This window comes from Marinobacter sp. LM1 (genome assembly GCF_042763285.1).
GTDB lineage: Bacteria > Pseudomonadota > Gammaproteobacteria > Pseudomonadales > Oleiphilaceae > Marinobacter > Marinobacter nauticus.
This window is the reverse complement of record NZ_CP114373.1, coordinates 2053984-2067303: the sequence shown is the minus strand read 5'-3', so window position 1 is coordinate 2067303 and position 13320 is coordinate 2053984. Positions and strand designations below refer to the sequence as shown.

The window sequence follows — 13320 nt, the reverse complement described above, 5'->3', positions numbered from 1 at the left end:
TCAACTGCTCTGAAAAATGGGAACAACTCTAGCATGGACAGGCAATGAGAAGAAGCATGCGCTTGCGCAACAAACGGGAGAGGAAACAGGCAAAACAAGAGGCTGGATATGGGGGTGACCCCACCAGCGATCCCCCGGCACACACATCCACCGCTTCGGCTGCTCCCTTCCGGGCCTGACCGGGTTCACGGTTTCATGTTGCGGAGGCACCAATGGGGCCACCATAACGGCGTTTCGGGGCATTTCCCTCGAAAGCGGCGCGCATATTAACAGAAGGGTATAAGGACTACAACGGCAAAGGGACTTCGTCCTGCCGGAACCAACAGGCAATGCTGTACCGGGTGCGATTGGCGGGCAATACCTCGTGGGGCACATCCTCACTCAGAAACAGAGCCGCACGCCCTGCTTCCGGCCGCACCAGACCAACCATCTGATCTTCGTTGTCGGGGCTGAACACCCGCAACTCTCCCCCGTCTTGCAGCTGCCATCCTTCATTCAGATACAGCACCAGGCTGACCACACGGGATGCCCTGCCCCGGAAACTGTCCAGGTGGCGCTTGTAGAAATCGCCAGGCTGGTAGGTGGCATAATGCGCTTCATAGCGCTTCAGCCCAAGAAACAGGCGCTGGTTCAGACCAACCCGCAGGGCATCAAAGAACCGGAACAGCTCCGACTGGGCGGCGGTATAGCCATCAAGCCAGGCGATTTTATCCCGGCGGACGCTACGATCACGGGTCAGATCGGCACCGCGCCCAATCCCTGCTCGCCCCATGGCTTCGGTACGGTCCAGTATCTCTACCTCGTTACGAAGCGCAGCGATCAGGCCAACGGGCAAATGACCGAGCAGATCCAGCTCAATCCAGGCTTTCTCGCTCAGGCTATCGGCGAGTTCATCCAACCAGCCATCGGAGACCAACAAAGAATCACAGCGGCCAGCTGCCCCGATAATGTCTCCAGCCACCTTGTCCAACCGGCCCGCGGACTGCTCGAGAAGCGGCTCCGGCATCGGCAAGACCGACGCTACCGGATTTTCTGATTCCATGTTCAGACCCTCACAATTTTGACGTATTGTATTCAGAAACTCGCCGCGCGCACGGTTTTAAATTACTCTGAAGCTACGGAGTTTTACCTAAAGGAAGCAGTTTCTGAATATGTCGGACAGCAGTAGCAAGCCGCCAGCAACCGGAGGCCCGGGCAACTGGTCATTTACCCGCTGGAGTACCATCGGGCAACTGGAGGCACTTGAAGTTCATCACCCATTGTTCCAGGCCACGTTGTTTCTACAGGGGGCACACCTCACCCATTTCGCGCCAATGGATGAACGCAACTGGCTCTGGCTCAGTGAACTCGCCCGTTTTCAACCTGGCCGAGCAATTCGCGGTGGCATTCCCGTGTGCTGGCCCTGGTTTGGAGACCCACTCCGGAACCCGCCGGAAATCCGCAAGCGCATAGCGTCATCCTCAGCCCACGGCTTTGCCCGCACTGCTTTATGGCGACTGGAAGATGTTCGGGAAAGCGCCCATGAAGTAGAGATCAGCCTGTCGCTCAGCGCCAACGACGATTTTGAAGAACACAGGGATGGCCACGCCCTGGCCCTGATCACATTCAGTTTTTCCGTTCGCGGTTGCCAGATTGCTCTGACAACCACCAATCTTTCGAAAGCGCCGCTGGCGTTCAGCCAGGCCCTTCACACTTACCTGCCCACTGACGACATTCAGCGAACCCGCGTGCTGGGCCTGGGAAACAGCCAGTACATCGACACGCTGAAAGACTGGGACTACGTCTCACAGGAAGGGCCAGTGTATTTCGAAGGTGAAGTGGACCGGATATACGAAACCGGCGAAGCACTGACCGTAGTAACACCTTCCGGCAAGCGAAAGCTTACGTCTGTGGGTAGCGATTCAACCGTGGTCTGGAACCCGGGCCCGGGAAAAGCGCAGCGTCTTTCTGATTTTCCAGACTCTGCCTGGCAGAAAATGCTGTGCGTCGAAACAGCCAATGCAGCATCGGATTATCGGGTATTAAATGAAGGCCAGAGCCACACACTGGGCGTATTCATCGGCCGCGCCTGAGCGGCAACTTCTTTGACACAGGGAGCGGGCATGGGCCTGGCATCGTATCTGAGATCGAAACTGATACCAGCGGAACTGGACGAACAGGTAAACCGCATTCGCAAACCCATCGGCACACTGGGCTACGATCCCTGGGGTTATAACAACGAAGCGGTGAAATACGGCTTTTCCGTTGCCCGGCAATTCTACGAGAAATACTTTCGGGTCAGCGCCTCCGGCGTTGACAATGTGCCGGCAGAGGGCCCGGTGCTGATTATTGCCAACCACTCCGGCCAGTTACCCATCGACGGCCTGCTCATTGGTTACGCCCTCGCCTCACGGGAAAAAAATCCTCGAATTCCCCGCGCCATGATCGAGCGCTTCTTTCCGACGGTGCCGTGGCTTGGCAATCTCCTGAACGAAATCGGCGCCGTGCTCGGAGACCCGGTCAACTGCGCGAAGATGCTCGCCAACAATGAAGCTGTGATTGTGTTTCCGGAGGGCGTAAGAGGCTCCGGCAAGCTCTACCGGGACAGGTATCAACTGAAACGTTTCGGCAACGGTTTTATGCATCTGGCCATGAAGTACAAGGCGCCCATTGTGCCTGTGGGCGTAGTGGGCTGCGAAGAGACCATCCCGGCCATTGCCAACATCAAGCCACTGGCCAATGCCCTGGGCGTACCCTACGTTCCTGTCGCCCTGCCCGTGGTGCTCCCCGCCAAGGTACACCTGAATTTCGGGGAACCCATGTATTTTGATGATACCGAAATCCCTGAAGAGCAGGTCACCGAACGGGTAGAAGCTGTGAAAGCCGAGATCAGCCGACTGATTGACAAGGGACTGAGCGAAAGGAAAAGGCTGTTCTGATGAGCAAGCACCAAAGACCCCGCATTCTGATCACAGGTGCTGCCGGTGCGCTGGCCCAGCAAGTGATCCGCCGCCTGCGAGAAAGCTGCGACCTGGTGGCCGTCGATTTCCGGGAACAGGTTTACCTGGGCGACGACATCCCCAGCTACTGCATTGACTTCAACAAGCGGGTCTTCGAAGACCTGTTCCGACGCTATGAGTTTGATGGCGTGATACATCTCGGCCGCATCCTCTCCAGCCAACTGACCCGCATGCGCCGCTATAACGCCAATGTACTGGGCACCCAGAAGCTACTGGACCTGTCCCACAAATACGGCATACGCCGGGTGATTGTGCTCTCCACCTACCACGTCTATGGTGCCGTGGCCTATAACCCGGCGCTGATAGACGAGTCCGCCCCCCTCAAAAGCGCAGGCCTGAGTGCCGACCTGGTGGATTCAGTGGAGCTTGAGAACCTCGCCAACATCTATCTTTGGCGCTACCCGGAACTCAACATCACTATTCTTCGGCCCTGCAACATCGTGGGCCCCGGTGTTCGCAATACCATGAGCACCCTGCTCAGCAGTGAGCGGGCACCCGTATTGGCTGGCTTTTCGCCGATGATGCAGTTCATCCATATCGACGACATGGCAGACGCCATTGTCGCCGCCTGGGCAAAGCCCGTAAAAGGCGTGTTCAATGTCGCGCCGCAAGACTGGGTCGCCTACCAGCACGCCTTGAAGCTCTGCGGTTGCAAAACCATACCCATTCCCTCCATTCCACCGAGCGTGCCGAAGGCCATTGCCCGGGTTCTGAACCTGCGCAGCTTCCCTCCGTACCTGATGGCATTCTTCAAATATCCGGTGGTGATTGACGGTCGCGCCTTCGCCCGGGAATTCGGTTTTGAGCCCAAACGGCCATTGAAAGAGATTTTCCGGTATTATCGCGATAACAAAAAACCGGTGTGAAACTCATCGGTAATTTGAGTATTCAAATAGACGAACGGCCCTTTTCGGCGCTACCCTGTACATATTAAATACAGTACCCGGGCACCGGCAGGCCCGGGATTCCCGGTGTTCAAGGAAAGAGCTAATGTTCAGGGATCTCAGCGTGATCAGTCACGGTGCGGCAGCCGCTGTCTTTGCGGTTCTGGCCGTTCTTGTGGCAACCCGTTATCTTCGCCGCGACATTGATCGTGCTCTGTTCCTTGCCGCCATTGTTACCGCCCTGTGGGCCTCCGTCCTGGTTACCCAAAGCCTCTGGGGATCGCCCGGATTCTTCACCCGCTACCTCCTGGAACTGCTCAGAGACACAGCCTGGTTACTCCTGCTGTTCGCCATGCTTCGCGACGGCTTTCGGCAAGGCCGGTTCACCAGTCAAATAAAGAAGGTATTGGGTGCCGCAACGGCGATACTGATCATCACCTTGCTGGCCCTTGGTACACTTGAGTTCGCCCTCCACATCGATCTTGTCAGCGGTAAAACCAAGGTGATCGGCCAGATCGCCCTGTCACTCCTGGGCCTGTCGCTGGTCGAGCAAATCTGGCGAAACTCTACTGTCTTCGGCCGCTCCAGCATGAAATACCTGTGCATTGGCGTTGCCACCATCTTCGCCTTTGATTTCTTCATGTATGCCGATGCGCTGCTGTTCGGGCAAGTCGCGGATTCGTTCTGGAATGCGCGCGGTTTTGTGAACGCCGCACTCATGCCCCTTTTTGCCATCAATGTGGTGAACACACGCAAACAACCTGTGGACTTCCAGTTGTCCCGTTCGGCCGTATTTCACGCTGGCACACTCATCTTCGCGGGCGGATACCTGTTACTGCTGGCCATCGGCGGTTACTACGTACGCGCCCTGGGTGGTGAGTGGGGCGAAGCCCTGCAGGTTCTGTTCATCACCGTTTCCCTGGCTTTTCTGGTCACACTTCTGCTGTCGCGGCGTATTCGCGGCCGCCTGATGGTCTTCATCAGCCAGAACTTCTTCGACTACAAGTACGATTATCGCGATGAATGGCTCAAGCTCACCAAGGAACTTGCCAACCTGAGCAACGAACCACCCCTGCCCGAACGAGTAGTGCGCATTCTGGCCGGACTGGTGGAAAGCAATGCCGGCGCGCTCTGGATAAAGGGCGAGCAGAAAGATTTCCACCTGAAAGCAAGCGTCAATATCGCGACTCCGAAGTACACCATCATTGACGAAGACTCGGATATGGTGAAGTTCTTTAAAGATCGTGAGTGGATCATTGATCTGAGTGAATACCGGGAAGACCCGGTGAGCTACAACCTGCTGGAAATACCGGACTCCATCACCAAGACCCCGGAAGCCTGGCTGGTCATCCCTCTGTATCTCGATAACGAACTCTACGGCATTGCCATGGTCGGCGCTCCCTACGCCAGGGTGGAGCTTAACTGGGAGAACTTCGACCTGATCAAGGTGGTAGCCCGCCAGACCTGCAACCTCATCGCCCAGAACGATGCCCAGAACCGGCTCTCACGGGCCATGCAGTTTGAAGCCGTCAGCAAGGCCAGCGCGTTCATGGTGCATGACCTGAAAACACTGATCGCCCAGTTGTCCCTGCTGGTCAAGAATGCGCCCAAACATCGCAACAACCCAGCCTTTATCGACGACATGATTGCCACCACCGATCATGCGGTCCGTAAAATGTCGAACCTCGTGGATCATATCCGCAAACCATCCTCCGGGGCGGACGAGCATCGTGCTCCCATAGACCTGACCCAACTGGTCCGCGAGCTGATTGAAGACAACAGCCGCCGCAGCCCGGCACCGATGCTACTGGGTGCTCCACCCGCCATCCAGGTATGCGCCGACAAAGAACAGCTGCGCAGCGTGCTGGGCCACCTGATTAGCAACGCCCAGGACGCCACGGCTCCAACCGGGGAAATCACACTGAACCTGAAAACGGCCAAAGGCAGCGTGGTGCTGTTTATCCAGGATACCGGCAGCGGCATGACGGAAGAGTTTATCCGCACCCGGCTTTTCAAACCCTTCGAAAGCACCAAAGGGCTTACCGGTATGGGGATTGGAGCCTATCAGGCCCGGGAATACATACAGGAACTGGGCGGTTCGATTGACGTAACCAGCGAGCCCGGCCTGGGCTCCTGCTTTTCGGTACGTATTCCGCTGGCCAATGCAGCAACCGGCGAATCAGCCGGGAATAAGCCGGAACCGACAGATTCCGGCTTTGAGGAAGGCAGGCAAGCCGTCAATTAACCGACGGAGAAGACTATTTTATTAAGCGAGCATTGCAAAGTGTCAATGTTCAGTTAAGAATCAGAGTCATGGAATCGCGTTCGCCTCATGGGCGTCTATCCGATATGAACACGGAACAAAGGACTGGTTGTTGTTGTGAAGCAGTTATTGATAGTCGAGGATGATCCTGGCCTCCAGAGCCAGATGCGATGGTGCTTCAGTGAAGACATTGAAGTCTCGGTGGCCGCTGATCGGGAGGCAGCGCTAACGGCACTTCGGCGTCTCGAGCCTGAAGTGGTGACGCTGGATCTTGGCTTGCCACCCGACCCCGGCGGCGCCACTGAGGGTTTCGCACTGCTGGAAGATATCCTTCGCCTGGCGCCCATGACCAAAGTGATCGTGGTGACTGGGCGGGAAGACAAGGAAAACGCCGTCAAGGCCATAGGCATGGGAGCCTGCGACTTCTACCAGAAGCCGCTGGATGCCGACATCCTCACCTTTGTGGTAAATCGGGCATTCCGCCTCGCGGAACTGGAAAAAGAAAACCGCGAACTGTCCTCGCAAGGCAATGGCACCAACATCAAAGGCATTGTTGCCGCCAGCCCCGAAATGCTGGTGATTTGCCGCACGGTCGAAAAAGTTGCACCTACCGATGTCACCACCCTGATTACCGGCGAAACCGGTACCGGCAAGGAACTCCTGGCCCGGGCCCTGCACGACCTGAGCCATCGCGCCGACAAACCCTTTGCGGCCATCAACTGCGCCGCCATTCCGGAAAACCTGCTGGAGAGCGAACTGTTCGGGTTCGAGAAAGGCTCCTTTACCGGCGCGACCCAATCCAAGAAAGGCAAGATTGAGAGCGCCAACGGCGGCACCCTGTTTCTCGACGAGATTGGCGATATGCCGATGGCACTGCAGGCCAAACTGCTTCGCTTCCTGCAGGAACGAGTGGTCGACCGGGTAGGTTCGGTAAAACCGATTCCCGTTGATGTCCGGGTGGTGTGCGCCACCCACCGGAATGTTCAGGACCTGATTGCCCAGGGCGATTTCCGGGAAGACCTGTATTACCGGATCAGTGAAATCACACTGGATGTGCCTGCCCTGCGTGAACGGGATGGCGACCCACTGGTGATCGCACAATCCCTCCTGAAAACCCTGGGGAAACAAATGGACCGCCCTAACCTCACGTTCTCGGACGATGCGGTTCAGGCAATCAATGCCTACAGCTGGCCAGGCAATGTGCGTGAAATGATCAACAAGGTGAAGCGGGCGATCATCATGGCCGATGGCAAGCGCATCACCGCCGAAGACCTGGTTCTGCCCCTTGAAGCGTGCGACACCGACTTTCAGCTCAACCTGCGCCAGGTACGTGAAGCGGCAGAACGAAAAGCCATTATGCAGGCCCTGACCACCAGTAATTTCAACATGGCTCAGGCATCGCGTCTGCTGGGCGTTACCCGCCCGACGCTATACAACCTGACCGACAAATACCGGATTGAGACCAACACGGCCCCAAACGAGGCCTGAGACACCCAATGCTGGAACAGAACAAGACCCGACGAAAGAAGGAACAGGGCATGAAAATCAAAACTATTGCGCGTGCATCACTGCTCTCCGCTGCCATTGCTTTGACCCTGACGGGGTGCAACAGCGAACCGGACATGTCTCAGGAAGACATTCAGTACATCAGCCATGTTGACCAGGCACGGTTTTTCCAGCGCCAAGGTGAGTTGAAAGCAAGCACCATCGAGGCCAGAAGCGCCATCGATCTCCAGCCGAATCGCGCCGCCCCCTACTTTGTCATCATCCACAACCTGCTAACTGCCGGTGATGCGGCGAACGCTGAACGGCAACTGGACAAGCTCCTTGAGAAGACGAACATTGAGGAGCTGGGCCAATCGGAACGCAACCAGGCTGCGTTGATCCGGGCTGAAGCCCGTATTCTCCAGGGTAAACACCAGGAAGCCCTGGAATCTCTGGACCAGATTTCATCGCCCTCTCCGGATCAACAGTTGCAGGCAGACAACCTGAAAGGTCGCGCCTGGTTGACCAGCGGCGACTTTGACAAAGCCGAAGAGGCCTACCAGAGCGCGTTCGACAAACACAGCAATAACGTTATTGCCATGATCGGCCTGTCCCGGGTTGCCACGGCCAAGGGCGACTTCGACACTGCAAAGGAACGCCTTGAGAAAGCCATAGAAATTGACGCTGAACACGAGGACGTCTGGCTCTGGAAAGCGCAATTCGCCCATGCCCGCCAACAATGGGCCGAAGCAGAACAGGCGTACATACGCGCCCTGGAGACCATTGGCCAGTTCGACGTTATGACCTTCCGGAAATACCAGACCATTTCGGCCCTGATCACCGTTCTGCGTGAGCAGGGCAAATCGGCGGAGGCATTTGTCTATGAGGAAATCCTTGCCAAGTCCGGTCCGGGTACGATCAAAAGCAACCTGGAAGCCGCGGCCTCAGCCTATAATGATGGCGACCTGAATACCGCCGCCAGGTATCTGCAGGAAGTCCTTAACCAGGTTCCCAACCATCAACAAAGCGCATTGATGCTGGGCGTAATACGTTATCGGCAAGGCCGCCCCGAGGAGGCGGAGAAACTGCTTGCACCGCTGGCCGATATGGAAAACGCCGATGAAGTACGCAAACTCCTGGCCGCCACCCGCATATCCATGCGCGACCCGGCTGGCGCAAAATCACTGCTGGAAGACCTGGAGGGCAGCGACGCCGATCCACAAACACTCGCACTGGTAGGCATTGCAAGCCTGGCTTCTGGCGACGATCAGAGTGGCCGCCAGCTCCTGGAAAAGTCGCTGGAACTGGCACCAGACAACCACAACCTGCGTTTGCGCTATGCGGCTTACCTCACTCAAACCCGTGATTTCGCCAATGCCATCAAACAGGCCAGTCAGATTCCGTCGGATGCCACGGAGGCCCTGCAGGCCACAATTCTGACATCCCAGGCCCAGGCGTTGTCTGGCAATTCGCAGGCGGCAACAGACACCCTGGATACCTGGCTTAAAGCCAATCCGGAAAGCATGGCGGCTTTGATCGCCCGGGGAAACCTGGCCAGCAGCCTGAACAACACCCAACAGGCGGCCAGCTACTTTGAGCGGGCGCACAAGCAACACCCGGAAGAAGCAGCTCCTCTGGTAGCTCTGGGCAACCTTGCCCGCGAACAGCAGAACACAGAGCAGGCGATTACCTGGTACCGCCAGGCGGTCGAAACCAACCCGAACAACCTGCCCGCCATTCAGGCCCTTGCCGGTGTGATGAAGCGCGATCAACTGACCGGGCTGATGCAGGAAATCAGCACGCAACATCCTGAGGCAAACGGACCGCGGCTGATCCTTCTGGAATCCGCGCTGATCAACAACGATACGTTGCGAGCCGATGAACTGACCGCCCGGTTGATGGAAAGAGAGCGTGAAGATCAGCCATCGCAGGCAGAGCCGATGGTGGCTGCGGTGTACGAAGGCATAGCCACTCAAATGGCACAGCGCGACAACAGCTCACGTGCTCTTGAGATCCTGAGCCGGGGTCGGGCGCTCTTCCCGGAGAATGAGGCCATTGCATTAAAAGTGGCTGCCATCGAATTCAGCAATGGCAACGCAACCGCCGCGCGAAGCGCGCTGCAGGATGCCAAGCAGCATCACCCGGACTCCCCTGCGCCCTATCAAGTAGAAGCCAGCTATTACGAGAATCAGGGCGAACATCAGCAAGCCGCTGAACTGTATCAACTGGCCCTGGCCAAACGACAAACGGCGGAACTGGCCATCGCCCATGCTCGCGCACTCTCTAACGCCGGCCGATCTCAGAATTCGATAGAAGCACTGCAGGAAGCCAACAAACAATTCCCGAACAATTCGTCAATTCTGCTTACACTGGCGCTTCAAACCCAGCAAGCAGGCCAGACGGATGCGGCCATTGAGCACTACCAGCAGGTTCTGCAACAGACCCCGGACAACGCCCTGGCGCTGAACAATCTCGCCTGGCTGTATTACGAGGCCGGCAACAGCGAAGCGGCATCACTGGCCAAACGCGCCTACGAACTGGTGCCCGAAAATGCTGCGATTGCAGATACCTACGGCTGGATCCTGTTCGAGGCTGGTGAACACGAGCAAAGCCTGGCTGTACTGGAAAGAGCCCATTCCCTGGCGCCGGATTCCCAGGAAATCGCAATGCATCTGGCCGAAGCTTATCGAGCCACCGGGCGCACCGATGCGGCCCAGCAGATCATGGACAAGTTCAGCTCAGGCAACAACGGCTAATCATTACTCACGCTATAACCAAAAAGAGGACATAACGAAACGTTCCTAGCCGCCGGTGGCAGCCCTGACCCACTGCAACAATACTTTACATATTGTTTCCAATAGCAAGGAAGGTGGGTTATGGCTGCTATCAAAGTGTTGAGCGTAGGCACCGTGGTGGTTCTGCTCAGCGGCTGTCAGAACTGGCAGTTCAGGGATATTGAGGATTTGCCACCGACAGCCGCGATACCAGAGACGAGCGAACCGGGAAAGGTCGATGTCTGGTATTTTGACGGTATCTCCGGGAACTACGTTCAGGGCATGCTGGACGCAGAGAAATATCCGGATTCGCCCGATGAAATCACTGAACTCACCCAACTACGCCAAGCCACCAGCCGAGCCAATAATTACGGCACACTGATCCGGGGCTTTATCGAGCCCCCCGAAACGGGCGAATACACCTTTTACATCAGTGGCGACGATCAGACACAACTGTGGTTATCTGATTCCCAGAACCCGGACGGTGCGGTTCAGATCGCCTCCACCATGTCCACGCCCCTCGATAATTTCACCCGCTATGCCTCACAAACCTCCGGCGTACAATATCTGGAGGCCGGCAAAAAATATTACTTTGAATTCAGACACAAGGAAGGTGGATGGGACGACCACTTTACCGTTGCCTGGTCCGGCCCCGGCATCTCTCAGCAAGTGATCAGCGGCAGCGCGCTATACAGCTACGCCCAGAAAGCCCCTGACTCGGCCCCCGAGATGACATCCGAAGATGCCTACCATCTGGGCTACCGAATCGGCTACTTTGACGCTGAACAGGGCCTCTCATTCAACAGCCAGTACCCCCCACTTGATGCGGACAGTGATGATCTGTACGACAACTGGGAGATTGTGTACGGGCTGGATCCATCCAATGCCGCCGATTCAAAATCCGATACCGACAATGATCTGCTTACCGCCATGGATGAGTTCTGGGCCAGGACCAATCCCGGCACCGAAGATACTGATAACGACGGGATTCCGGATGGGTACGAATACGCCTATGGCACGGACCCCACCAACCCGGGCGATGCCAATGTAGATCTTGACGGTGATGGCTACACCATCCTGCAAGAGTACCAGGCCGGCACCAATCCCACCGATGCCAGCGACTTCCCTGCCCCCCAGGAAGTGTATGCAACCGGATTCGTCGGCCAGTACTTCACAGGCACCGAGTTTGACAGCTTCGTTTACAGTCAGCGGGATGCGACCGTCGACTTCAACTGGAATAGTGGAAGCCCGGCAGCGGAGCTTCCAAAGGACCGGTTCAGCGTGCGTTGGCAGGGATGGTTCACACCCCCCCACAATGAAGGAACCCGGGACTACACCTTCACCACCACCACGGATGATGGTGTTCGGCTTTTCCTCAACGGGTCTACCGTCATTGATCAGTGGAAGAACCAATCCCCCACCAGCTACAACGCCACCGCGAGTCTCGAAGCAGGGACCCCCGTTGCCATCACCATGGAGTACTTTGAGTTCGGCTGGGGTGCCACCGCACAACTGGCGATTACCGACGCCGCCACTGGAGATGCCATATCCACGACCAACACCGTCCAGCATCTGACATTGGACAGCGAGTTCGCCGAAAGCACCTTGAACGACGGCATCGACGATCTTTACAAACTTCGCTACGGACTCCCCCTGATGCAACCATCAGCCAGCCGGGTGCTTAACGATAGCGGCGTGACGGTTCTTGAGGCTTATCAATCGGGCCTGCACCCGTACACGCTCGAAACCGTATCGGAGCCAGAATCACCGGTCACCAGCCAGCCCGGTGGTACCGGCGATGCCAGCGGCAGTGTGACACTGTCGTGGACGCCTCCGGGCACCAGGGTAGACGGCAGCAGCATTTCGCTGAGCGAAATTGACCGTTACCGGATCAACTACGGACAGGATGCTGCAAACCTGACTCAAACCCTGGAGGTGCCGGCAGGCACAACCTCAACCACGGTTACCGGCCTGGCGCCCGGCACCTGGTACTTTACGATTCAGGTAATCGATATCAATGGATTGAGTAGTGAACCGTCTGATCCGGTAGAGCATCAGGTTAACTAAGTGAGCATTCTGGTTGTCGAGTTATTTTACAACCAAACAGCAGCGGCCAGAAAATTTCATTAATATTCAATGACTTAAAATCTGGCACAAAGCCTGCTTATTAGAGGATGACGTAACGCAAAGACCACTCACTGGAGGAGTGACTCAAATGAAAAAATTGACTCAAGGCTTGGCAATGGCTGCAGCCGTCGGTTTTGCGGGAGTAGCTCAGGCTGCCTATATCGATTCTGTTGCCAATGCAAACGCACCTGGCGCTGTAGCTGAGCAAAGTGTTCCGGGAGACAACGATTACGCCACTCGCGTAGGTGGTACCTGGACAGCGGATGCACCTCTGTACAACGTGGGTGATACCGTATTGTTCGGCCACAACCTGAAATCCACCAGCTCCGATCCGTTCAAGCTGACCTTCACCTACCTGGGTAAAGAAGCGAACGACAACAACCAGTTTTACTGGGGTAACACGCTGGTATTCGATACCAACAGCAATCCTGATGACCAGTTCAGCGCCGTATTCTACGGTGGTCTTGACGCCCTGCTGAACTTCAAGTTCATCAATGGCAGCGGAGTTACCATCAACAACGATGGCGCCAACGGCAGTCAGTTCAACAACATCGCCAAACCGAACTCCAGCACCAACTTCAACCTCTTCTATGTTGAAGAAGATTACTTCGTAATCAGCCTGGACGATGGCTATGTTGGCGATGACAACCATGACGATATGGTGATCGCAGTTCGTGCCACCAAGGTTCCCGAGCCTGGCACGCTGGCTCTGCTTGGCCTTGGTCTCGCTGGCATTGCAGTCCGGATGAAAGGCCGTAAAAAAGCCTGACATCGAGTTCTATGCTACG

The 13320-nt window shown here is 56.5% G+C and carries 9 protein-coding genes and 1 other RNA gene; 8 read left to right on the top strand and 2 right to left on the bottom strand.

Annotated features, from left to right (window positions below; translation table 11 throughout):
- Positions 1-118 precede the first annotated feature (118 nt).
- Positions 119-215: signal recognition particle sRNA small type (ffs, locus tag OZ656_RS09665), an RNA gene on the bottom strand.
- A gap of 71 nt (positions 216-286) precedes the next feature.
- Positions 287-1042: a 2OG-Fe(II) oxygenase gene (locus OZ656_RS09660; RefSeq protein ID WP_278350666.1), complete on the bottom strand. Its 756-nt coding sequence runs from the start codon at positions 1040-1042 to the stop codon at positions 287-289.
- A 109-nt stretch (positions 1043-1151) separates the two neighbouring features.
- Here OZ656_RS09660 and OZ656_RS09655 point away from each other — a divergent pair, with 109 nt between their 5' ends.
- From OZ656_RS09655 to OZ656_RS09620, 8 genes are all read left to right on the top strand, one after another.
- A complete protein-coding gene (locus OZ656_RS09655) occupies positions 1152-2072 on the top strand; it encodes a D-hexose-6-phosphate mutarotase (protein ID WP_379945175.1) in 921 nt (306 codons plus the stop codon).
- Between the two features lie 30 nt (positions 2073-2102).
- Positions 2103-2918, top strand: coding sequence for a lysophospholipid acyltransferase family protein (locus OZ656_RS09650; RefSeq protein WP_278739662.1), 816 nt, complete (start codon positions 2103-2105; stop codon positions 2916-2918).
- Positions 2918-3865 (top strand): SDR family oxidoreductase, encoded by a 948-nt coding sequence (locus OZ656_RS09645; RefSeq protein ID WP_011785102.1) that lies wholly within the window; start codon positions 2918-2920, stop codon positions 3863-3865. The genes OZ656_RS09650 and OZ656_RS09645 overlap by 1 nt, the downstream gene beginning before the upstream one ends.
- A gap of 124 nt (positions 3866-3989) precedes the next feature.
- Positions 3990-6128 (top strand): XrtA/PEP-CTERM system histidine kinase PrsK, encoded by a 2139-nt coding sequence (gene prsK / locus OZ656_RS09640; RefSeq protein ID WP_379945174.1) that lies wholly within the window; start codon positions 3990-3992, stop codon positions 6126-6128.
- A gap of 183 nt (positions 6129-6311) precedes the next feature.
- Positions 6312-7634, top strand: a complete 1323-nt coding sequence (prsR, locus tag OZ656_RS09635) for a PEP-CTERM-box response regulator transcription factor (RefSeq protein ID WP_379945210.1) — start codon at positions 6312-6314, stop codon at positions 7632-7634.
- Positions 7635-7684: 50 nt separating this feature from the next.
- Positions 7685-10387, top strand: a complete 2703-nt coding sequence (locus OZ656_RS09630; RefSeq protein WP_278350671.1) for a tetratricopeptide repeat protein — start codon at positions 7685-7687, stop codon at positions 10385-10387.
- A gap of 120 nt (positions 10388-10507) precedes the next feature.
- The gene (locus OZ656_RS09625; protein ID WP_278350672.1) at positions 10508-12472 is read left to right on the top strand and encodes a PA14 domain-containing protein; all 1965 of its coding nucleotides are present in this window, start codon (positions 10508-10510) and stop codon (positions 12470-12472) included.
- A gap of 148 nt (positions 12473-12620) precedes the next feature.
- A complete protein-coding gene (locus OZ656_RS09620) occupies positions 12621-13301 on the top strand; it encodes a PEP-CTERM sorting domain-containing protein (protein WP_226538098.1) in 681 nt (226 codons plus the stop codon).
- Positions 13302-13320 lie beyond the last annotated feature (19 nt).

Coding starts and splice junctions, on each gene's coding strand:
- OZ656_RS09660 (WP_278350666.1), bottom strand. CDS start 1,042: ATGGAATCAGAAAATCCGGTAGCGTCGGTCTTGCCGATGCCGGAGCCG.
- OZ656_RS09655 (WP_379945175.1), top strand. CDS start 1,152: ATGTCGGACAGCAGTAGCAAGCCGCCAGCAACCGGAGGCCCGGGCAAC.
- OZ656_RS09650 (WP_278739662.1), top strand. CDS start 2,103: ATGGGCCTGGCATCGTATCTGAGATCGAAACTGATACCAGCGGAACTG.
- OZ656_RS09645 (WP_011785102.1), top strand. CDS start 2,918: ATGAGCAAGCACCAAAGACCCCGCATTCTGATCACAGGTGCTGCCGGT.
- prsK (WP_379945174.1), top strand. CDS start 3,990: ATGTTCAGGGATCTCAGCGTGATCAGTCACGGTGCGGCAGCCGCTGTC.
- prsR (WP_379945210.1), top strand. CDS start 6,312: ATGCGATGGTGCTTCAGTGAAGACATTGAAGTCTCGGTGGCCGCTGAT.
- OZ656_RS09630 (WP_278350671.1), top strand. CDS start 7,685: ATGAAAATCAAAACTATTGCGCGTGCATCACTGCTCTCCGCTGCCATT.
- OZ656_RS09625 (WP_278350672.1), top strand. CDS start 10,508: ATGGCTGCTATCAAAGTGTTGAGCGTAGGCACCGTGGTGGTTCTGCTC.
- OZ656_RS09620 (WP_226538098.1), top strand. CDS start 12,621: ATGAAAAAATTGACTCAAGGCTTGGCAATGGCTGCAGCCGTCGGTTTT.